Genomic DNA, 20,205 nt, shown 5'->3' on the forward strand with positions numbered 1-20,205 from the left:
TTCGCCGCTTGGACGGGGGAAGCACGATTTAACGGTCCAACGAATGAAATTACTCGACAAAAACCCGCACGCTCGAGGCGCGGCCATCGGCGTCAATCACCGTGAGCGTCGAAAACCCCTGCCCCTCCGGTCGCCATTCGCTGTTGCGGCGATGAGAGGCATCCGGCAAAGGCAAGCCGTTGGCGAGCCAGCGAAAGGGCGCGCGCCCGCCCTGCAGCTTCAGCACCAGCGGCGAAATGCCTGATTGGCTGGAGAGTTCCACCCGCGCGCCTTCCGGCGGATAGACGATGCGCGGCGCGCTTTCGCGTCTGGAGGCGGAAAGCAGGCCGTTTGCAGTCGTTGTGAAGCGCCGCTGGTTGGCGGGAAGGTCGCTGACGGCGACGCGCGCAATGCCGGAAGGTGCCGCAGGCATCGGCGTCACCGCCACGCCCGATTTCGCGAAAGCCTCGAACAGGATGGGAGCTGCCGTCGCATAACCGGCAATGCCTGGCACCGCACCATTATCGGCGCGGCCGACCCAGACGCCGATCACATGCCGCCCGTCATAGCCCACCGACCACGCGTCGCGATAACCATAGCTGGTGCCGGTCTTGTAGGCGATGCCGCGCTGTTTCATGCCAAGCGGCGGCAGCACGCCGGAGAGTATGTCGGTGACGTTCCAGATCGCGGCATCGGAAAACAGCCGGTCACCCTCCAGCCGTTCCGGGACGGCGCGGACACCGTCTCCGAGCCGCACGGGATCACCGCTGCCGGCAAGCCCGGCGTAAAGCTGCACCAGATCGACCAGAGAAATGCCGGCACCGCCGAGCGCAATGGCAAGCCCCGGCGCTTCATTGGCCGGAAGCACCAGTTTTACGCCCGCCCGCCGGAACCGCACCATCAGTGCCGAGGGGCTGACGGCATCAAGCAGCTTGACAGCCGGCACGTTGAGCGACAGTTGCAACGCCTGACGGATGCTGACATCGCCCTGATAATGCATGTCGAAATTGCGCGGCCGGTAGCCGGAAAAATCAGCCGGACGATCCTCGATGATGGTCTCCTGCCCGACAAGACCGTCTTCAAACGCAAGGCCGTAAATGAACGGCTTGAGGGTGGAGCCCGGCGAGCGCACGGCCCGGCTCATCTCCACGAAACCGCGCCTTGCCGTATCGAGATAATCCGCAGAACCGACCTCTGCCAGAATATCGCCGGTTTGAGCATCGGCCATGACTATGGCGACGGAAACCTTGTCGCCCAGCTTTTCCGCGGCATGGCGGGCAACGCCCTCCAGTTCCCGCTGGATCGGCAATCTCAGCGTCGAACGTGCCTCAGCGGCATTTTGGAATTTCGCGCGCGCCGCAACCGCCATATGTGGCGCATAGGACGGCAGGTCTCGCCGGTTGACCGGCACCACCGCCGATGCGGCCCGCTCCGCCTCTCCTTCACCCACCACACGCTCCACGGCAAGCCGTTGCAGCACCCGCTCGCGCGCCTGTTTCGCCGCCTCCGGAAAACGGTCCGGACGGCGTTTTTCCGGCAATTGCGGCAGCGCCACCAGAAGGGCGGCCTCGGCCGTGTCCAGCCGGCCCGGTTCCTTGCCGAACCAGGCAAAGCTTGCGGCTCTGACGCCTTCGAGATTGCCGCCATAGGGGGCAATATTGAGATAAAGATCGAGAATCTCGGCCTTATCCAGCCGTCTCTCTATCTGGAACGCGCGCGCAGCCTGCAGGAACTTGGCCGAAAAAGATCGGTCGGCGCGCGGCTCGATCAGCCGCGCCACCTGCATGGACAGCGTCGAGGCGCCGGAGACGATCCGGCCGTTGCTGGCCAATTGCCAGGCGGAGCGCAAAAGCGCCCAGGGGTCGACGCCGTGATGATCGTAAAAGCGCTGGTCTTCATAAGCGACCAGCATGCGCAGGAATTGCGGATCGACCTCCGCAGCCGTGGTCTTCAGCCGCCAGCGGCCATCCGGTGTTGCGAAGGCGCGCAACAGCTTTCCATCGCGGTCCAGCACCTCGAAGGATCGCTGCTGTGCAGCCTCCAGCGGTGGCGGATAGGCCTTGTCGAGCGCATCAAGACCAAAGGCCGCGCCGCCGATAAGCAGCGCGGCCGTAACGATGCCGACGATAACAGCCTTTTTCCGCCTCATGGGGTTGCCGAACGCACCTCCATGCGGCCGGTTGCCGTGCGGGCGGCAAATTGCGGCCGGTACATATCTTCAACCGAGGCTGCCGGATGATCATAGGTGCCCGGGGTGACGGCGCGAACCACATAAGCGAGCGCAATCTCCGAACTGTCACCGGCCGAGCGGTCGAAGGCCGCGACGAAACGGTCGTAGCGGAATTCGGTATGTGCCGCTTCCGTTTCCGGCAACCAGTCGAAATTCGACAGTTGCGCAGAATTGACGAGGCTCGGATTGTCGATTTCAAAGCCGGAGGGCAAGAGATCCGTCACCAGAATGCGCGACTGCCAGTTATTCTGCGGCACCACATTCAGCACCACCACATAACGCTCGTTCTGCGTGACCTCGCTCGGGTTCACTTCCTCGCCATCCATGGAATAATAGGTGCGGGTGATGGTGAAGCCCTCGCCACCGGCGGCAAGCGGCTGCGCCGGCGGCGCAACCGTGGTGACAACAGCCGTAACCGGATCGGCAGAGGCATTGGCGATCTTCAAGGGTGCGGCCAGCAACTCGTCACCGCTCATTCGCTTGCCAAAACCGCCGGTCTGCAAGTCACCGTTCACATCGAGGCGGATGGCCTTGTCCTCGCCTTTGACGGCGCGGGCGGCAAGCAGCATCCAGGCCTGTTCCTGCGTGCTGGTATAGGGCTTCTTTTCCCATTCCTTCGCCACGGCACCGGCAAGCTGCGGCACGACAGCCGGAACCGGGCGGCTTTCGGCCGCCAGCGCCAGCGTCGCCGCACCATCGCGCAGCGCAGAGCCATAATCTGCACGCGCGAGACTGACATTGGTGGCACGGCTTGCCATATCGAGCGAGGCGCCGAACACGCTCTTCGAACGGGCCTGATCGCCATAAAGCGAAAGGGCCGCGGCAACCTGCGCCTTGGCAAGCGGAGTCGGGAAATCGGCAAGCGCCGTATCCGCGTAATAACGCAGATCGTTGATCGCCGCCTTGCGGTTGCGCGCCAGCACGTAAAGCGAATAGGCGATCTCGTTGCCGCGATCCTTGACATTGCTGTCATAGGAAAGGCCGTTCTGCAGGTTGTTCAGCGCCTGCACCATGGCGGCTTCGGGAACATCGTAACTCTGCTCGCGGGCGCGGGTCAGGAAGTCGGTGATATAGGCATCGAGCCACAGATCGCCGTAACCCGGCGACCAGAGGCCGAAGCTGCCCGAACTCGACTGGAAGGACAGCACGCGGTAGATCGCCTCCTGCACCCGCTTGCGGGTATCCGGGTCCTCGGCCATGCCGCTATCCTTCGTTAGTTCCGAGACGTAGAGCAGCGGCAAAGCCCGGCTCGTGGTCTGTTCGGCGCAGCCGTAGGGGTATTTATCCAGCATCATCACCAGCGCCGGAATATCGAAGGCCGGCGAGCGCGTGACGTTGACCGCGACGGAAGACCCCAGCAGCATGCTGTCGGCCAACAGATCGCCATTGATCGTCAGGCTGCTATTGGGCGCAATCTTGATTTCACGCCGCGTCGTGACCGGCAGAACGGCCGGGCGTACCGGAACATTCAGGACCTGCTCCAGCGAGATACCTGATGCGTTGGAGACCTTGATGGTGATCGCTCCATTGCCGGGCTGTTCGCCCGTCAGCGGAACGGTCAGCGACGATTTACCGCCCTTTTGAAGCGCCAATGTCTGCGACATCTCGCCCTGATCAACCGTCAAGGCCGTGTTGCTTGTCACGTCCAGCCGGTAATCGCCGGCCTCGCCATCGGTATTGGCGATATCGAGGCGCAATTGCGAGACATCGCCGGGTGCGAGGAATTTCGGCGCGCTGGCGATGACCACGACGGGATCACGGATGATGGCATCGGAGACCGCATGGCCGACACCCGTCTTCGTCCAGGCCACAGCCATGATGCGGGCCGTGCCGTTGAACTGCGGAATATCGAAGCTGATCGTCGCCTTGCCGTCACCGTCGAGTTCGACCGGTCCGGCAAAGAAGGCCACCAGCTTTTCGGTGGGCGGGCTGCCCTGAAGGGCCGCTCCTGCGCCATCACCGCCGGTGCGCAACCGGCCGGTGGCGCCAAGCGAACCGTCGATCAGGCGGCCATAGAGGTCGCGGATTTCCAGCCCCAGCCGGCGCTGGCCGAAATACCATTCATCCGGCTTTGGCGGCTCGTAGCGGGTGAGGTTCAGAATGCCGACATCCACCGCCGCAACGATGGCATAGGCTTTTTCGCCGACGCCAGCACCCGCAACGGTGATCGGAATTTCAAGCGGTTGGCGCGGCAGCGTCTTCTGTGGCGCGCCGAGGGTGACGGCAAGCTTGCGCTCGGCCGGATCGACGGCAAGCCACTTGATGCCGATAGCGCGCATCGGCATGCGGCTTTCCTGCGCATCACCGGGACGGAACAACGTGGCCGTCACATAAGCGCCCGCACCCCATTCCTCGGTGACCGGAATGTCGATCTCGCCGCCATCCGCGCCGATCTCGGCATTCTGAACGGAAATCAGCTTCTCGGAACCTGACGTGATCATCAGTTCGCCGGCAAAACGGGAGGAAATCTTGAGTTTGGCCGTATCGCCGATCTCGTAGCTCTGTTTGTCCAGCGCGATTTCCAGCGCATCCGGCGTTTCCGTCGAGCTTGCCTCGACGTAGAAACCGGCATCAAATTCAACGCTGGAAACCGGCGCGCCATTGCCGGCGCCCTCCACTTCCAGCCGATAGCGGCCCCAGGTGACGGGAACGGAAATCTCGCCGCCATTGGCATCGACGGACAGGGTGCCGGTTTCCTGCTGCTTGGTATATTCCACCGGCTCGTAACGCCAGGAATTGCCCTGACGATACCATTGATAGTTTCGCTCGACCTTGATGAGCTTCCAGGTAAGACCGTTCATTGCCTGCTTCGCGCCATCGGCGCTGACGCCAATGATGTGGAAACGACCAACGGAATTTTGAGCGAGATCGCCGGAGAATTGCGGCTTGATGCCGATGACAGGTGCTTCCGCCTTGATGGGCAACGTCAGCGAGCGCTCGACGGCACGGCCGCCGGCCTCCTGCATGCGCACGGTGATGTTGGCCGAAAGAAGCTGGGTGGTGGAGGGCAGATCGGTCAGATCAACGTTGAAACTTGCTTTGCCCTCTTCGTCGAGAACAGGCAGATCGGCAAGCGTGGTGCGGTTTTCCTCTTCGCTTTCCTCATCCGCCAGACCGAAGAAATAACCCTCGAAATCGGCATTCGTGCGAGTCGGCTTGATCGCAATCTCGCCTTCCAGCGTCAGCCCGGCAGCGGGCGCGCCGTAGAGGTAACGGCCATCGACATCGATTGCCGTTTCCGCGCCCGGGTCGATCTGTTTTGCCTTGCTCGAAAGGTCGAACTCGGTGCGGTCAGGCACGAAATCGTCAACGAGGAAGCTCTTTTCGCTGATGGCAGCCGTCTTCGGATCGGTATGGATGCGCAGCGTCCAGGTGCCGCGCATGGCATTTGCCTGCAGCGGCAGATCGACCGCATGGCCGCCAAGCGCCTTGCCGTCGCTGACGAAGCGCCGGTCTTCCACGCCATCCGGACGCGAGAAGATGAAGGTGAGCGGTAGATCCTCGATTGCCTTGCCATCGACATCACGGGCAAGCGCTGCGGCATGCACGGTCTCGCCAGCGCGGTAGATGCCGCGTTCCGTCCAGCTGAACACGTCGATGGCACCGGGTGCTGCACGTCCCGTCACGCCACGGTCTGAGAGGTCGAAGCCGGCGCGGGTCATGTCGAGGAAGACGTAGTCCTTGTCGCCATTGCGCGCGGTCAGGATTGCCGGCGCCTGCGCAGCGGTGCCGCGCATTAGGCCAGCCGAGAACACCGCACGGCCATCCGCGTCGGTCTTTGCCGTGCCCAGCACCTCGTTATTCTTGGCAAGCAGCTGCAAATCCACATCCGCAAGCGGCTTGGCGCTGCCAAGGGCGCGGACGAAGACATTCAGGCCGTCGGTGCCGGCATAGGTCGTGATGCCGGTATCGGAGACCAGGAACCATTGCGTGGCGCGCGAATCCCATGTTTCCGGTGCCGTGCCCGGCGGAACGGCGGTCAGCACATAGATGCCGGGTTTGCGCTCCGGCAGGGCCTCATCCACCGGGAAGCTCGTCACCACATCCTTGTTGAGATCAGGCTTGATCTCGATCGAGCCCTGCCAGACAAGCTCACCGATCTCGTTTTCGATACGGTCGGCATTGTAGCCGTCCATCTGCGTCAGGAACTGCGAATTGGAAAGAAGCGAGGTGATGTTACGGTCGCCAACGCGATAGAGCTTCAGGTCGGCCTTGTCGGCATTAACCGAGACGATGGGGATGCCACGACGCGCGGTGCCCGGCAGCACGAAATTCTCACCCGTAAAGCGCACGGTCGCGGCGCGGTCGCGCACGTAAATATCCAGATTGACCTGCTTTTCCAGCGGCTCTTCCACCGAGGACGGCAGGCCGGCGCGAAACGCGATCTTGTAACGCTGGCCATGGGTCAGGCCTTCGACACATATCTCGCTGCCCTTCGCTTCGATGGCCTTGGGGGCCGCCCCATCCAGCGTGATGAAGGAGGAATAATCGACGCCATTCTTCACCAGCGGTTCAGAAAACTGCACGCAGGCGCGCGGGCTGACGCTATCCGTATCCACCGTGTTGTTGATGACACGGAAGCCCTGGCGGGTGCGTAGATCGGCATAGGCCGCTTTTGTCTGTGCATCGTCGGTGAGCGCGAGGCTCTCCTTATAGGCATTGAGTGCCGCGCGATAATTCTGGGTTCTCTCAAAAGACTTCGCCAGCCGGTTCAGGGCCTCGGTGCGGGCGCTGACCGTGCGGCTCAGCTGATAGGCATTGATGGCGGCAGACGCCGCCTGCCCTGCAATCGAATAATTATCAGTAACCTGCGCTGCTTTTTCCGATAGTTCCGCCCAGAGCGCACCATCATCAGGCGTGATTGCAAGGGCCGCCTTGTACGTCGCGACCGCATCAGGAATATTGCCGGAAGCCACTTGCTGCCGCGCCGTTTCGACCAGCGCTTCGACACCCTGCCCGGTCTCACCGTCAGTTGCCGCAAGGCCGGATTTCAGCCGGCGCGCTTCCTGCTGCAGACTGTCGGTGACGAAGGACAGGCGCTGCGGTGCGCCGATATCGGCCTCCGTCGCCACTTCCACGATCTTGCCGGCAACAGCGCCGGGGAAGGCGTTCAGCTGATTGAAATCGGATTTGAGGAAGCACCATTTCACCTTGGGATTGTAGGTGAAGGCCTTGCAGGCTGCGTCGCCCACGCAAATCTCGCCGCATTGCTCCAGCGAGACATTCTGCTCCGTCCGAAGATCGAAGCCGAAATAATCGCCGTTCTGGGTGGTTACCACCTTGCGCGAAGGTTCTGCTGCCGTGGCTGGAAGAAAAATGAAGGCGGCAGAGACCGCAACCAACGAGACCCGGACAAGAGCGCGCAACGACATCAGTATTCTCCCCGCAACAGACATGTCGGGCGGGACTCTGGTCAAATCCACGCATGGTTGTCAACGCATCTTCGTCAATTCGCGACATGACAATCTGTGGAGAGCGGAAGAAGGGGAGACTAGTCTTCTATTTTGCGCGCTTCCGAAATCAGCATGATCGGCACGCCGTCACGGATCGGATAGGCGAGCCTCGCGCTTTCGGAGATGAGCTCGTTGTGGGTCCGGTCATAAGAAAGACGGCCCTTCGTCAAAGGGCAGACCAAAAGCTCCAGCAGCTTCGGATCGACATTGCTCATCCTGTCGTCCATGGCGGCGATCCTATTGCAGCACGGTGCCGCCCTCGCCCGAACCCTGGGCAAGAACGATCTCGGTGATGGCGATCAATGTTTCGGCCCGCGTCTTCAGATCAGGCGCTTCCAGCAGCGCCTGTTTTTCGGCCGGTCCGAAAGGAGACATCATGGAAAGCGAATTGACGAGAACGCGATTGCCCGCCCTCTCGACACTTTCCCAATCCGCCTCCAGCTGATTGGCATCCAGAAACGATCGGAATACCCGCAGCAGATTCTCGCGGTCCACAGCCTCCTCGTCATATTCGCCGGTAAGATCGGCGATGAAAGGCGCGTGCCGGAAGCTGCGATAGGGTTCGCTGGCAGCGACCTCCTCCAGCAGGCGGAAGCGGCAGACACCGGTGAGCGAGATGATGTAACGGCCATCCCCCGTCTCGGAAAAGGAGGTGATGCGGCCGAGGCAACCGACTGCACTCAGAGGTCCGCCTTCAATCCCCGCCTCGATGACATGAAGGGCCGGCTGCACCATGCCGATGAGACGATGGCTCGCCAGTGCCGTGTCGATCATGGCGAGATAGCGCGGCTCGAAAATATTCAGCGGAAGATGGCCTTCCGGCAGAAGCAGCGCGCCCGGCAATGGAAAGACCGGCACGGTTTCCGGCAGATCGTCATTCTTCACATATCTCGCATTTCCGACATGCATGGGATCAAGCCCCCTGTTCACTGCTGCCCGGTCGGCGGCTCAGCCGCCACGGTCGGGATATGCCCGCATTACGAAAACAGTATCGCCGAAAGCTTCCTGCGACCGGCAACACTTGCCGGATCCTTGAAGCCCCAAGCCTCGAAAAATTCCAGAAGCTGGCGGCGGGCGCCATCGTCATCAAAGGTCCGGTCCTTGCGCATGACGTAAAGCAGATGGTCCGCCGCCTCGTCACGCCGCCCCTGTGCGTTCAGCACCTTGGCGAGTTTCACCCGTGCCTCGTGATGGTCAGGATTTTGCGCGAGATCCTGCTCAAGTGCGACAGGGTCACCTATTTTACGAGCTTCTTCATATTGCGCGATCTTCTTCGACACGAGCTGAATGCCCGCATCGTCATTGAGTTCGGCAGGAAGGGAGGAAAGCAATTCGCTGGCCCGCTCATATTGACCGGCGGCGATCATGCATTCGGCGATACCGGCAATCGCCGCGGGGTTTTCCGGATCGGCCTGCATGACGGCGCCGAAGAGCTGTGCCGCGCCATTAAAATCGCCATCGGCCAGAAGCTGCTTCGCCTCGGAGAGAGCCGCCTCGATCTCGGCTTTCGGATCACCGGCATCCGGGCCGGCGATCTTGTCGATGAACTGCCTGATCTGGCTTTCCGGCACAGCACCCATGAAACCATCCACCGGCCGGCCATCGGCAAAAGCGACGATGGCGGGAATGGACTGTATGCCGAGCTGGCCGGGAATGGACGGGTGATCGTCAATATTCAGCTTCACGAGCTTCACGCGGCCATTCGCCTCGTTGATGACCTTTTCGAGCACCGGCGTCAGCTGCTTGCACGGGCCGCACCAGGGCGCCCAGAAGTCCACCAGAACCGGCTGGCGGCGCGACTCTTCGAGAACGTCCTTGGAAAACCCCGCCGTCGTGGTGTCCTTGATGTGGCCGGAGGCCGCACCGTTCAGCTCGCCATTATGATGCGCGCTTGCGGTCATCTGCCCGCCATAAGAACCGCCGTAGGGGTTATTCGTGTCGCTCATGCCGGTCTCCCGTAATCTCTGTCGCATGTCTCAGTTGAAGCAAAGATCGTATCTCACTCGCTGACTTTCAAGACAAGCGGTGCATGTCCGGTTGCCTCGAGAAAGCGAATGAGATCCTTGGACGCGATCGTTGTCGTCTGGTCGTTGGAAAGCGGATGGCCATTGACCAGCTCGTTTTCCAGGAGATCGCTATCGAGCACGAAAGTGACCTGTCTGGCCGTGTCGTTGATGGCTCCGAACACGGTGACGGAGCCCGGCACGACGCCCAGATATTCCAGCATTTTTTCCGGCCTGCCGAAGGAGACGCGACTTGCTGCACCGATGGTCTTGTGGACGCTTTTGAGGTCCACGGTGGCATTTTCCTCGACGGTCAGAACAAAATACTGGTCCTTCTTGTCCTTCACAAAGAGGTTCTTTGTATGACCGCCAGGAATGAGATCGCGCAGCGACTGGGATTCTGCGACGGTGAACACCGGCTCGTGCTGTTTCGTGGTGTGCGAAATGCCGAGATCGTCGAGAAACTCGAACAGCTCCGTTGCCGTCTTCCGGGAATTTTCCGTCATATCCTGCCGCCTGCCTCCGCCGATTCCGTTATCGTTCTTTCCTGATTAAGGGGGCGACCGGCGCTTGGCAACGCAGGAAAAACCGGCGAAGTGAAAAATTATCAATCATTTCCGCCGCTTGTCGCATTTCCCAAAGAAATTTTCGCGTTTTTGTCATTTCCCTGTTGCATTCCAAAATCGATTGAGCGATATAGCGCCCGTCGCCGCTTGGCGGCCCACGGTTCAGCGAACTACCCCGGACCGGTGGATTTGAGCGGGTGTAGCTCAGGGGTAGAGCACAACCTTGCCAAGGTTGGGGTCGAGGGTTCAAATCCCTTCGCCCGCTCCAAATTTTCCCAGGAAAATCGATATTTAGACAGTATTCCGTCCAGATAACGGGATTTTTGTCGCCGTTTCGGCTTGCGATCGGCGCTCTCATTCCACGCTGCCGAAGACCGTGTCCTCACCCATCTCGATATCGACATATACGGCCTGTGTACAGCGCGGCACGGTTGACTGAACGTCCCGCAAGGCGGAGGTTGTTCCTTACGGAAATATGGACCTCGTATGGGAGACACAGGATGTCAAATATCGAAACAGTCCCTGCTTCTACGGAGATGACGGCGAACCCTACGATAACCGTTTTCGAGCGCTCTCCCGATGGCGGCCGTGGTCTCGCGCGCGATATGCCGGTGCGGTGGGCGCTGGAGGAAGTGGGCCAGCCCTATCATGTCCGGTGCCTGTCGTTCAAAGCGATGAAGGAAGCTTCGCACTTCGCTTACCAGCCTTTCGGCCAGATACCCTCCTATGAGCAGGGTGACCTCGTTCTGTTCGAGTCGGGCGCGATTGTACTCTACATCGCGCAACATCATAGCGGCCTGCTGCCGGAGGACCCGCTGCGACGAGCCCGGACCATTGCCTGGATGTTTGCTGCATTGAACACGATCGAACCACCCGTCCTCAATTTCTCCACCGTCTGGCTCTTCGAGCGCGATGAACCCTGGCACGAAGCCCGACTTGCCCGAGTGAAGGAACAACTCCTGAAACGCCTTGACGAGTTATCCGCATGGTTTGGCGACAGCGAATGGCTTGAGGGTTCTTTCAGTGCCGCAGATATTCTGATGATCTGCGTATTACGTCGGCTGGAATCATCACGCATATTGAAAGACTACCGGAACCTTTTGGCCTATGTTGACCGAGGCAAGGTCCGTCCGGCGTTCCAGCGGGCCTATGACGCCCAATTGGCAGTATTCACGGCGGCACCAAAGAACTGACCCCGGCGCGACCCTATTCCTGATCCAAAATCAGCCAAAGGCGGCAATGCATCACAAGAATATGTTCGCCATGATCTTGCCATATTTCATTTCATGTGCTTTTGTGCAGCCGCCCTTGTGGGAGGGGGTAAAGGTTGAGACCCGCTGGCTGTGTTTAACAGTAAGCGGGTTTCCCTTTTTTTGGACGGCACTCAGATAAAGCGCAGGAGATACACGTCAGCCATCGTTGCGCGATGGGATGTGCAAGCGTTAAGCTATCCGCAGATTTGATATGTAATTATGTGAGAAATGGTAGCGGGAGAGGGACTTGAACCCCCGACACGCGGATTATGATTCCGCTGCTCTAACCACCTGAGCTACCCCGCCACAGGGGAAACGTGACAGTCATGTGACTGGCTCGCTCCATCAGGATGAGCGGCTTATAAGGTGCCGCTCCCCAAAGTGTCAAGCGCAAGATGCGCAAAAAATTCGCTTTCCACCTCGCGGCAAAAAGCGAACTGTTTCAGGCCGCAACCGGCTTTTCCAGAAGTGCCTTCAGCAAAGTCTCGGCTTCCACCGAGCGTTCCGAACGTTCGATGAAACCACCACCGTAAACGCGGGCATCCGCGCCCGGCGCTGAATAGAGCACACAGGCCTGGCCCGGGGCGACGCCGGCTTCGCCGGTCATCAGATCCACATAGATGCCGTTTTCGTCGGCATGCAGCACCGCTTCGGTTGGTGGGCGCGTGGAGCGCACTTTGGCGAAGCAGGCAAAACCCCGCCCGGCGTCGACAGCCAGTTCGCCGTCACCCAGCCAGTTCATGTCACGAAGATAGACGCGGCGGGTTTCCAGCGCTTCACGCGGGCCGACAATGACACGGCGGCCACGCGCATCGAGATGCACGACGTAGAGAGGCTCCCCGGTGGCAACACCGATGCCACGACGCTGGCCGATCGTATAATGCACGATGCCAACGTGGCGGCCGAGCACACGGCCATCCAGATGGACGATATCGCCGGCCAGAGCCGCATTCGGCTTCAGCTTGTTGATGATATCGGTATATTTGCCCTGCGGCACGAAACAGATGTCCTGGCTGTCGGCCTTCTTGGCCACCACAAGCCCCATCTCTTCCGCCAGCGCCCGGGTTTCGGCCTTGGAGAGGCCGCCGAGCGGAAACCGCAGGTAATCGATCTGCTCCTGCGTGGTGGCAAACAGGAACCAGCTCTGGTCACGATCGCTGTCGATCGGGCGGTAAAGCGCACGCCGTCCCGGCTGACCGGAAGCGGGATTGGGGCGCGAGCGGATATAATGGCCGGTCGCCAGCGCATCGGCACCCAGTTCCTGCGCGGTGGCAAGCAGATCGGCAAATTTTACCGTCTGGTTGCAGGCGACACAGGGGATAGGCGTTTCGCCCATCGCGTAGGCTTCGGCAAAGGGATTGATGACGGTTTCTCGAAAACGCGCCTCGTAGTCGAGCACATAATGCGGAATGCCCAGCGTTTCGCAGACCCGGCGCGCATCATCGATATCCTGACCGGCGCAACAGGAGCCGGCGCGGTGAACGGCGGCGCCATGATCGTAAAGCTGAAGCGTAATGCCGAGGACATCATAGCCCTCGCGCTTGAGGATACCGGCCACCACCGAAGAATCGACGCCACCGGACATGGCGACAACGATCCGGGTATCTTCCGGCCTCTTGTCAAAATCGAGCGTATTCACGTTTTTTCCCATCGTCAGTCATAACGGGGGTAAAGGCCCCGCCGCCTGTCGGTCATCCGCTAAGGGGAAACTGGCCATCAATTGAGCCGTCTTGCCTCACTATCCTGCGGATTTAAGGGCTGCATATAGAAAGGAATGGCCGCGCACGCAAGTACGGGGCGGAAAACCGCCCCGTAAAGCCATCAGATTCCGATGACGGCAGGTATTTATGCGCCGGCGGTCTTCTGGCCACTGGTGCCAAACCACTTGTCACGCTCCCGCCACAGGGCGGGCAAGGCCAACAGTCCGATAGCCGTAAAGGCAATCAGCGTCTTGTTCAGCTGCGAAAGCTCCGCCGTGCGGCCATCCAGATAATAGACGCCGTAGACGATCGCCACGTGCCAGACATAGACCTGCAGCGAATGGCGGCCGAGCAACTGCAGGAACTTCAGCGACAGCACCCAGATCACACCTTCGGCAATGGAACGCACCAGCGGACGGTGGTGATATGGACCCGCAATCACCAGCCAGGTGAGGCCGACGCCCACAGCCAGGAAGTTGATGAGGTAGACCGGACCGAAATCGGCGCGGATTTCCATGGTGGAGAATTTGCCCATCATGAATTCCGGCATCAGGCCCCAGGCGGTGGCGATGCGCAGCGGCATGAAGAACAGGCAGATGAGAAGCGCCGCCTTCGGCAGCCACGTATGCTCCGGCGAGAAAATCTTCTTCCACGGAATGCGGTTCTGTGCTGTCATCGCGCCCATCACCAGCGCCGAATAGAACACAAGCTGCCAGCCAAGCAGGTTGAAGCTGACACGGATGCCCTGCTCGTCCGCACCCTTGACTAGTTCGTTGAGCGGCGTGGTGACGATCTGCTGAAGACCAAGCTGACCGGCCATCCAGACCAGCAGGGAGCCGGCCATGACATAAGCCCACTTGCCATCAAGGCAGAGCTTAACAAGAACAGGCGCAAACAGCATGTAGACGATATATTGCGGCAGAATATCCATGAAGGTCGGCTGGAAGAGGAATGTCGCAATGGCCGCCAGACGCAGCGGATCGTCAAAAGACGTCATGCCAAGCCAGTTGTACCAGATGTAAGGCGCATGCGGGATGACCATGCGGAAGAACAGCACGGCGATGACAAGGCCCATCGCATAACGATAGAGCTCCATCGCCCGGTTCCAGATCATCTGCTTGCCGGCATCGTATCCGTATTTCATCATCTTGCGCGCATAAACCATGCCAATCAGCAGACCGGACAGGAACACGAAGCCTTGCGCATCCTCTACAAATGCAAACTGCCGGTGATTGATTTCCACCAGCCAGAAGCCGCCGGCAAACACCAGATGGTTGATCAGCATGAAGACGAGGAAGTAACCACGCATCCCGTCGATCAGGTCAAAGCGTTTCATATCGATAGCTCTCCGTTCTCGCGGACCGTGCATTGCCCGGCCACCCAGCCCGGCCTGCGAGGCGCCGGGAATTGGATTGTCAACGCTGTTTTGCGGCTGAGGTTCCCTTTCCAGAGCGGTTTGGAACCGAAGCGAAAAGTCACATTGACGTGTACGATCCGTGGTTAGGACGCCTGGACTGAATGACAGATGAATGAAAAAAGGCGACTCCGTGGAACGAAGCAGCCATGCGCGGTTGATATGCCTCGGCTTTGAGGGTGTAAAGCCTTGCATAGCAATGCGAAGCAAAAAATTGCGGCAGACAGATGCCGAGATGTCGTCGGTAAAATTTTGCCGTCCTTTTTCGCCCATTCGAGACGGTAATCCGGGCGGAAATAAAAGAAGCCCGGAGCTATCAAGATCCGGGCCTTATATTTTTAAAAGGGCGACGACGATTTCTTAGGCGGCGGCCTGAATGGCGGCGACCTGCCAGTTGTCGTTGCCGGGGCGGCGCACGAAGGTCCACATTTCCACCGCTTCGGACGGATGCTGCTCGTCGCCCTCGATCACCTTGCCGGAGGTGCGGTCGCGCATCACGTCGATGGCGGAGTAGCGCATGGCCACCGTCGCATAATCCTGTCCCTCTTCGTGCCAGGCTTCGGCAACATCACCCTGCAGCAGCGTCACGTCGCGCACGTCGTTTTTCACGCCGCTGGTGGCATTGTCGCTCAGTTCTTCGGCCAGATAGGACATCGCTTCCGGCGTCGTCAGCTTGCGCAATGTGCCGTAATCCTCGGCACCATAAGCCGACTGAACGTCTTGCAGCATCTTCTGGAAGGTTTCGAGGTCACTCTGGGTAATGCCGATTTCATCGCCTTCCGACACGGCATTGGCATGCGGCACCGGTTTGGCGGTGGCGGCAGTCGCGGCGGCTGTACCGCCCGCGGCACCGGCAAGCGCACCGATTTTCGGAATCTTGAACGAGGATGCTGAAGGACCCGCCTGCGAACCGCCATTATAGGAGGAACCGGAATGATCCGTGCGCTGCGATCCACCAGCAGAACCATAGGCCGGCTGGCCCTGACGGCGCGAGGCGAAGAAACGCATGGCGAGCATGACCAGACCGCCGATAAGCAGTACCTGCAGCAGCATGCCGAAGAAACCGGCCATGCCGCCAAAACCACCGCCCATCAGCATACCGAACAGACCGCCCATCAACAGGCCGCCCATCAGACCACCCATCATGCCGCCGAACAGGCCGCGGCTCTGCTGCGGCGCCTGCGCGCCCGGGCGTGCGGGCTGGGCTGCACTCGGCGCTGCCTGATTGGTGTTCGGCGTCATGCTGCGGTTGATCGGGGCCGTCTGGCCGGGTGCCGTGCTGGTCGAAGGCGGAGCGGAATAGGTCCGCGTACCACGGCTGCCGAAACCGCCACTGGCGCGGCGCGCCTCTGCCATGTCAACCGCCACGAAAGACACCGCGATACCAAGCGCGGCGACTGCGAACAAACCCTTGAAGCGCCGAAAGGCAGCAAACATCACTATCTCCTGTTGGCCGCCCTCCCATGAGCAGCATCTCAGCAGGCCATATAGCAACTCATGATCATCATTTTTAGACCACCCGGCTTAAATTTTTTGTGATATGCAACCAAAACGCGAAGCAGACGCATATTGCCGGAAAAACGATGGCTGGAAAAACGAAAAACCCGGCACAGGGTTTCCCCTGCACCGGGCCTTATTGTCCCCTTGGGAGGAACGATAAGATCAGTCGACGTTGAACGTCAGCGGCTTGACCTGGCGGATTGCCGGGTTGGCGCGCAGCTTGTCCAGCACCTCTTCGGAAACCGGGCCATCGACGTAAAGCAGCGCAATCGCATCGCCGGCTTCCTTTTCACGGCCGAGTTGGAAGTTGGCGATGTTGACGCCAGCCTCGCCGAGCGTGGTGCCCATGAAACCGATCATGCCGGGAACGTCGGTATTGGTGATGTAGATCATATGCGATCCGACATCAGCATCCATGTTGATGTTCTTGATCTGGATGAAGCGCGGCTTGCCATCCGAGAACACCGTGCCGGCAACCGAACGAATCTGGTTTTCCGTCTTGACCGTCAGCTTGATGTAACCGTCATAAACGCCGGTCTTGTCGCGCTTGACTTCGGAGAGGATGATACCCTTTTCCTTGATCATGACAGGGGCCGAAACCATGTTCACATCCGCAACCTGGCTGCGGATGAGGCCGGCCAGCAATGCACTGGTCAATGCCTTCGTGTTCATGTTGGCGGTTGCGCCATCATAAAGGATTTCGATTTCCTTGGTGGCGCTTTCCTGCACCTGGCCGACAAAGGAGCCGAGGACATCCGCCAGACGGATGAAAGGCTTCAGGCGCGGCGCTTCTTCCGCGGTGATCGACGGCATGTTGATGGCGTTGGAAACGGCACCCTTGACGAGATAATCCGACATCTGTTCGGCAACCTGCAGGGCAACATTTTCCTGCGCTTCCGTAGTCGACGCGCCAAGATGCGGCGTGCAGACGACGTTGGGCAGGCCAAAGAGCGGGCTCTCGGTGGCGGGCTCGACCTCGAACACGTCGAAACCGGCGCCGGCGACATGGCCGGACTTGATGGCTTCGGCAAGGGCTGCTTCATCCACCAGACCGCCACGGGCGCAGTTGACGATACGCACGCCCTTCTTGGTCTTGGCAAGGTTTTCAGCGTTGAGAATGCCACGCGTCTTGTCGGTCATCGGCACGTGCAGGGTGATGAAATCGGCCTGCGCCAGAAGCTCGTCCAACTCAACCTTGGTTACGCCCATTTCCTGCGCGCGCTCCGGCGAGAGGAAGGGGTCATAAGCGAGAACATGCATCTTGAGGCCAAGAGCGCGCGAGCAGACGATGCCGCCGATGTTACCCGCACCGATGACGCCGAGCGTCTTGCCGGTGATTTCGACACCCATGAATTTCGATTTTTCCCACTTGCCGGCCTGCGTGGAGCTATCGGCGGCCGGAAGCTGGCGCGCGACGGCAAACATCAGCGCAATCGCATGTTCGGCCGTGGTGATGGAGTTGCCGAACGGCGTGTTCATGACGATGATACCGCGGCGCGAGGCTGCCGGAATATCGACATTGTCGACGCCGATGCCGGCGCGGCCGATGACCTTGAGGTTGGTCGCAGCCTCGATCAGCTTTTCGGTTGCCTTGGTGGCGGAGCGAATGGCCAGACCATCATAATTGCCGATGATTTCGGCAAGCTTGTCCTTGTCCTTGCCGAGCTTCGGCTGGAAATCGACTTCGACGCCACGATCACGAAAAATCTGGACGGCGGTTTCCGACAGTTCGTCGGATACGAGTACGCGAGGTGCCATGGTTCACGGGCTCCTTGGAGGAAACGATTGAAATGTGCGAATGGAGAATGTGCGGCCCTGCATCTGCGCAGGGCCGGTATCAAAATCAGGCGGCAGCCTTGGAAAGTGCTGCCTTCTGCGTCTGGTAAGCCCAGGCGAGCCAGGGCATAACGGCTTCCATATCGGCCGTCTCGATGGTGGCGCCGGCCCAGATGCGCAGACCGGACGGTGCGTCACGGTAGGCGCCGATATCGAGGGCGACATTTTCCTTTTCGAGCAGGGTGACGATGCCCTTGGCGAAATCGGCCTGCGCAGCCGCGTCCAGCGTCTGTACTTCGGGATCGACGATCTTCAGGCAGACGGAGGTGTTGGAGCGGGTTTCCGGCTTGACCGCCAGGTTGGCGATCCAGTTGTTCTTCTCGATGAAGTCGTAGATGACCTTGGCATTGGCGTCAGCACGGCCGATGAGAGCCTTCAGACCACCGAGGTTCTTCGCCCACAGCAACGCATCGATATAGTCTTCAACGCAGAGCATGGACGGCGTATTGATGGTTTCACCGGTGAAGATGCCTTCGATCAGCTTGCCGCCGGAGACCATACGGAAGATTTTCGGCAGAGGCCAGGCCGGCGAATAGCTCAGCAGGCGCTCGACGGCGCGCGGCGAAAGGATGATGACGCCATGGCCGCCCTCACCGCCCAGAACCTTCTGCCAAGAGAAAGTGACGACGTCGAGTTTCGTAAAGTCCATGTCCTGAGCGAAAGCCGCCGAGGTGGCGTCGCAGATGGTCAGGCCCTTACGGTCGGCAGGAATGAAATCGGCGTTGGCAACGCGAACGCCGGAGGTCGTGCCGTTCCAGGTGAAGACCACGTCACGGTCGAAATCGACTTCGGCAAGGTTCGGCAGCAGGCCATAATCGGCCTCGAACTTGCGCACATCCTTCAGCTTCAGCTGCTTGACAACGTCGGTAACCCAGCCTGCGCCGAAGCTTTCCCAGGCCAGCATATCGACGCCACGTTCACCGAGCAGCGACCAGAGCGCCATTTCAACAGCGCCGGTGTCGGATGCGGGAACGATGCCGATGCGATAGTCGGCGGGAACGTTTAGAATTTCACGGGTGAGATCGATGGCCTGCTTCAGCTTGGCTTTACCAACCTTGGCGCGATGCGAGCGACCGAGCGGTGCATCGGAGAGAGCATCTAGCGACCAACCGGGACGCTTCGAGCAGGGACCAGAGGAAAAATGCGTATTGCCCGGACGGAGGTCCGGCTTCACTATATCTGTCATTTGACTACCCTTTCAGATAGGCGCCTCTCGTTAGGGAGAGGTGTCCTGCCGTCGTTGCTATGCCTGTCATCGACCTCAGTCAAGCGGAATATGTCGCTACGCAGAAGAATTTTGGTCCATATGCGTCATGCGTCGCACCAGATGCCGTCAAACAAAACCGCCCGCACCCGGAGGATGCGGACGGTTTGAAACTAGCAGTCTGGCGTGACGTTTATTTATAAACGGCAGGCTGCAGCGGAATATCGGCAGGCGGCATGTATTGTGCCGTATCGCAGCCATTGAAGACATAACGGCCACCGACACGCACTTCATGCGAATAGAGGCCCTTGTCGCGGCCAGGACCGCCATTGTTCTCGTAACCGAACATGTCGCCCTTGTTGATATGGCGGAAACGATAGCCGACATCGGCCTTCAGGTTACAGGTGACATCAATGGAGGCACCGGCCATCAGGGCGTAGGCGAAGCGCCACTTGCCCTTGCCGCCGTGTTCCGTGGTCGGATCGCAGCCGAGGCCATTGGTGCTGCACGAGGTATTGCGCAGCTTGTCCCACTTGACGTAAGAGCCGCCGATACCACCACCGACATAAGGGGTGACGCGGCCATAGGTGCCGAGATCGACATAGGCGTTGGCCATCAGCGTATAGGCGCGGAGCGAGCTCAGGTCTGTCGAGACGCACCCACCCAAGGGCGAAACACCGCAACCGCCACTCGTCGAGCCGCGGAAGTCTGATTTACCCATGTAATCGAAGGTGACGTCGCTGCGGAAATAGTTGTTGAACTGATAACCGACACCTGCACCGATGACATAGCTGTCCTTGATCGTCGCCGTATCGAAATCGGCGAGATAACCACCCGGACCACCCTGATAATAATGGGCGCCGCGCAGCTTGTTGAAGGAATAACCGACGTCGCCGCGCAGGTACCAGCCACTCGCTTGGGTGACGGTCACTTCAGGTGCATCGACATAGGCGGGTGCTGGTTCGGCTTGGTAAAGGTCGGCGCCGACGGCGCTTGTGCCGGTCAGCAGAACGGCCAGAAATCCGGCCAGGGCGTTTTTCATGACTTCCACTCCAGAAGAGGCACGT

General features: G+C 59.9%; 13 protein-coding genes and 2 tRNA genes. 2 read left to right on the forward strand and 13 right to left on the reverse strand.

Going from position 1 to position 20,205, the window contains the following annotated elements:
- Window positions 1–49 precede the first annotated feature (49 nt).
- The 6 genes from pbpC to O8B93_RS14855 form a co-directional block, all read right to left on the reverse strand.
- Window positions 50–2,128 (reverse strand): penicillin-binding protein 1C, encoded by a 2,079-nt coding sequence (gene pbpC, locus O8B93_RS14830; RefSeq protein WP_269710716.1) that lies wholly within the window; start codon window positions 2,126–2,128, stop codon window positions 50–52.
- Window positions 2,125–7,581, reverse strand: coding sequence for an alpha-2-macroglobulin family protein (locus O8B93_RS14835; protein ID WP_269710717.1), 5,457 nt, complete (start codon window positions 7,579–7,581; stop codon window positions 2,125–2,127). Before O8B93_RS14835 ends, pbpC begins: the two co-directional genes overlap by 4 nt.
- 119 nt (window positions 7,582–7,700) lie before the next feature.
- On the reverse strand, window positions 7,701–7,889 hold the full coding sequence (locus tag O8B93_RS14840) for a Trm112 family protein (RefSeq protein ID WP_006310303.1): 189 nt from the start codon (window positions 7,887–7,889) through the stop codon (window positions 7,701–7,703).
- Between the two features lie 10 nt (window positions 7,890–7,899).
- Entirely contained in the window at window positions 7,900–8,571 is a 672-nt protein-coding gene (locus O8B93_RS14845; RefSeq protein WP_269710718.1) for an LON peptidase substrate-binding domain-containing protein, read from the reverse strand.
- Between the two features lie 68 nt (window positions 8,572–8,639).
- Entirely contained in the window at window positions 8,640–9,608 is a 969-nt protein-coding gene (gene trxA, locus O8B93_RS14850) for a thioredoxin (RefSeq protein ID WP_269710719.1), read from the reverse strand.
- Between the two features lie 53 nt (window positions 9,609–9,661).
- Window positions 9,662–10,171, reverse strand: a complete 510-nt coding sequence (locus O8B93_RS14855) for a prolyl-tRNA synthetase associated domain-containing protein (protein WP_269710720.1) — start codon at window positions 10,169–10,171, stop codon at window positions 9,662–9,664.
- 253 nt (window positions 10,172–10,424) lie between these two features.
- Here O8B93_RS14855 and O8B93_RS14860 point away from each other — a divergent pair.
- A tRNA-Gly gene (locus O8B93_RS14860) sits at window positions 10,425–10,499 on the forward strand.
- Between the two features lie 232 nt (window positions 10,500–10,731).
- Window positions 10,732–11,424, forward strand: a complete 693-nt coding sequence (locus O8B93_RS14865) for a glutathione S-transferase family protein (protein WP_269710721.1) — start codon at window positions 10,732–10,734, stop codon at window positions 11,422–11,424.
- Between the two features lie 289 nt (window positions 11,425–11,713).
- On the opposite strand, the gene O8B93_RS14870 is transcribed toward O8B93_RS14865, so the two are convergent.
- The 7 genes from O8B93_RS14870 to O8B93_RS14900 all read right to left on the reverse strand — a co-directional run bounded on the left by O8B93_RS14870 (window position 11,714) and on the right by O8B93_RS14900 (window position 20,180).
- Window positions 11,714–11,790: transfer RNA gene (locus O8B93_RS14870), tRNA-Met, on the reverse strand.
- A gap of 136 nt (window positions 11,791–11,926) precedes the next feature.
- Complete coding sequence (mnmA, locus tag O8B93_RS14875; protein ID WP_269710722.1) at window positions 11,927–13,123, reverse strand: tRNA 2-thiouridine(34) synthase MnmA; 1,197 nt, start codon at window positions 13,121–13,123, stop codon at window positions 11,927–11,929.
- A 206-nt stretch (window positions 13,124–13,329) separates the two neighbouring features.
- Window positions 13,330–14,520: an OpgC family protein gene (locus O8B93_RS14880; protein ID WP_269710723.1), complete on the reverse strand. Its 1,191-nt coding sequence runs from the start codon at window positions 14,518–14,520 to the stop codon at window positions 13,330–13,332.
- A 438-nt stretch (window positions 14,521–14,958) separates the two neighbouring features.
- Window positions 14,959–16,035, reverse strand: coding sequence for a Tim44 domain-containing protein (locus O8B93_RS14885; protein ID WP_269710724.1), 1,077 nt, complete (start codon window positions 16,033–16,035; stop codon window positions 14,959–14,961).
- Window positions 16,036–16,260: 225 nt separating this feature from the next.
- A complete protein-coding gene (serA, locus tag O8B93_RS14890) occupies window positions 16,261–17,856 on the reverse strand; it encodes a phosphoglycerate dehydrogenase (RefSeq protein WP_174010194.1) in 1,596 nt (531 codons plus the stop codon).
- A gap of 85 nt (window positions 17,857–17,941) precedes the next feature.
- Window positions 17,942–19,120: a phosphoserine transaminase gene (locus O8B93_RS14895; RefSeq protein ID WP_269710725.1), complete on the reverse strand. Its 1,179-nt coding sequence runs from the start codon at window positions 19,118–19,120 to the stop codon at window positions 17,942–17,944.
- Window positions 19,121–19,331: 211 nt separating this feature from the next.
- A complete protein-coding gene (locus O8B93_RS14900) occupies window positions 19,332–20,180 on the reverse strand; it encodes an outer membrane protein (RefSeq protein ID WP_269710726.1) in 849 nt (282 codons plus the stop codon).
- Window positions 20,181–20,205: the final 25 nt, after the last annotated feature.

Origin of the sequence: Martinezella rhizogenes (genome assembly GCF_027460065.1) — a bacterium.
GTDB lineage: Bacteria > Pseudomonadota > Alphaproteobacteria > Rhizobiales > Rhizobiaceae > Agrobacterium > Agrobacterium rhizogenes_C.

Excerpts from the sequence above, each read along its gene's own strand:
- pbpC (WP_269710716.1), bottom strand. The coding sequence starts at position 2,128 with ATGAGGCGGAAAAAGGCTGTTATCGTCGGCATCGTTACGGCCGCGCTG.
- O8B93_RS14835 (WP_269710717.1), bottom strand. The coding sequence starts at position 7,581 with ATGTCGTTGCGCGCTCTTGTCCGGGTCTCGTTGGTTGCGGTCTCTGCC.
- O8B93_RS14840 (WP_006310303.1), bottom strand. The coding sequence starts at position 7,889 with ATGGACGACAGGATGAGCAATGTCGATCCGAAGCTGCTGGAGCTTTTG.
- O8B93_RS14845 (WP_269710718.1), bottom strand. The coding sequence starts at position 8,571 with ATGCATGTCGGAAATGCGAGATATGTGAAGAATGACGATCTGCCGGAA.
- trxA (WP_269710719.1), bottom strand. The coding sequence starts at position 9,608 with ATGAGCGACACGAATAACCCCTACGGCGGTTCTTATGGCGGGCAGATG.
- O8B93_RS14855 (WP_269710720.1), bottom strand. The coding sequence starts at position 10,171 with ATGACGGAAAATTCCCGGAAGACGGCAACGGAGCTGTTCGAGTTTCTC.
- O8B93_RS14865 (WP_269710721.1), top strand. The coding sequence starts at position 10,732 with ATGTCAAATATCGAAACAGTCCCTGCTTCTACGGAGATGACGGCGAAC.
- O8B93_RS14880 (WP_269710723.1), bottom strand. The coding sequence starts at position 14,520 with ATGAAACGCTTTGACCTGATCGACGGGATGCGTGGTTACTTCCTCGTC.
- O8B93_RS14885 (WP_269710724.1), bottom strand. The coding sequence starts at position 16,035 with ATGTTTGCTGCCTTTCGGCGCTTCAAGGGTTTGTTCGCAGTCGCCGCG.
- serA (WP_174010194.1), bottom strand. The coding sequence starts at position 17,856 with ATGGCACCTCGCGTACTCGTATCCGACGAACTGTCGGAAACCGCCGTC.
- O8B93_RS14895 (WP_269710725.1), bottom strand. The coding sequence starts at position 19,120 with ATGACAGATATAGTGAAGCCGGACCTCCGTCCGGGCAATACGCATTTT.
- O8B93_RS14900 (WP_269710726.1), bottom strand. The coding sequence starts at position 20,180 with ATGAAAAACGCCCTGGCCGGATTTCTGGCCGTTCTGCTGACCGGCACA.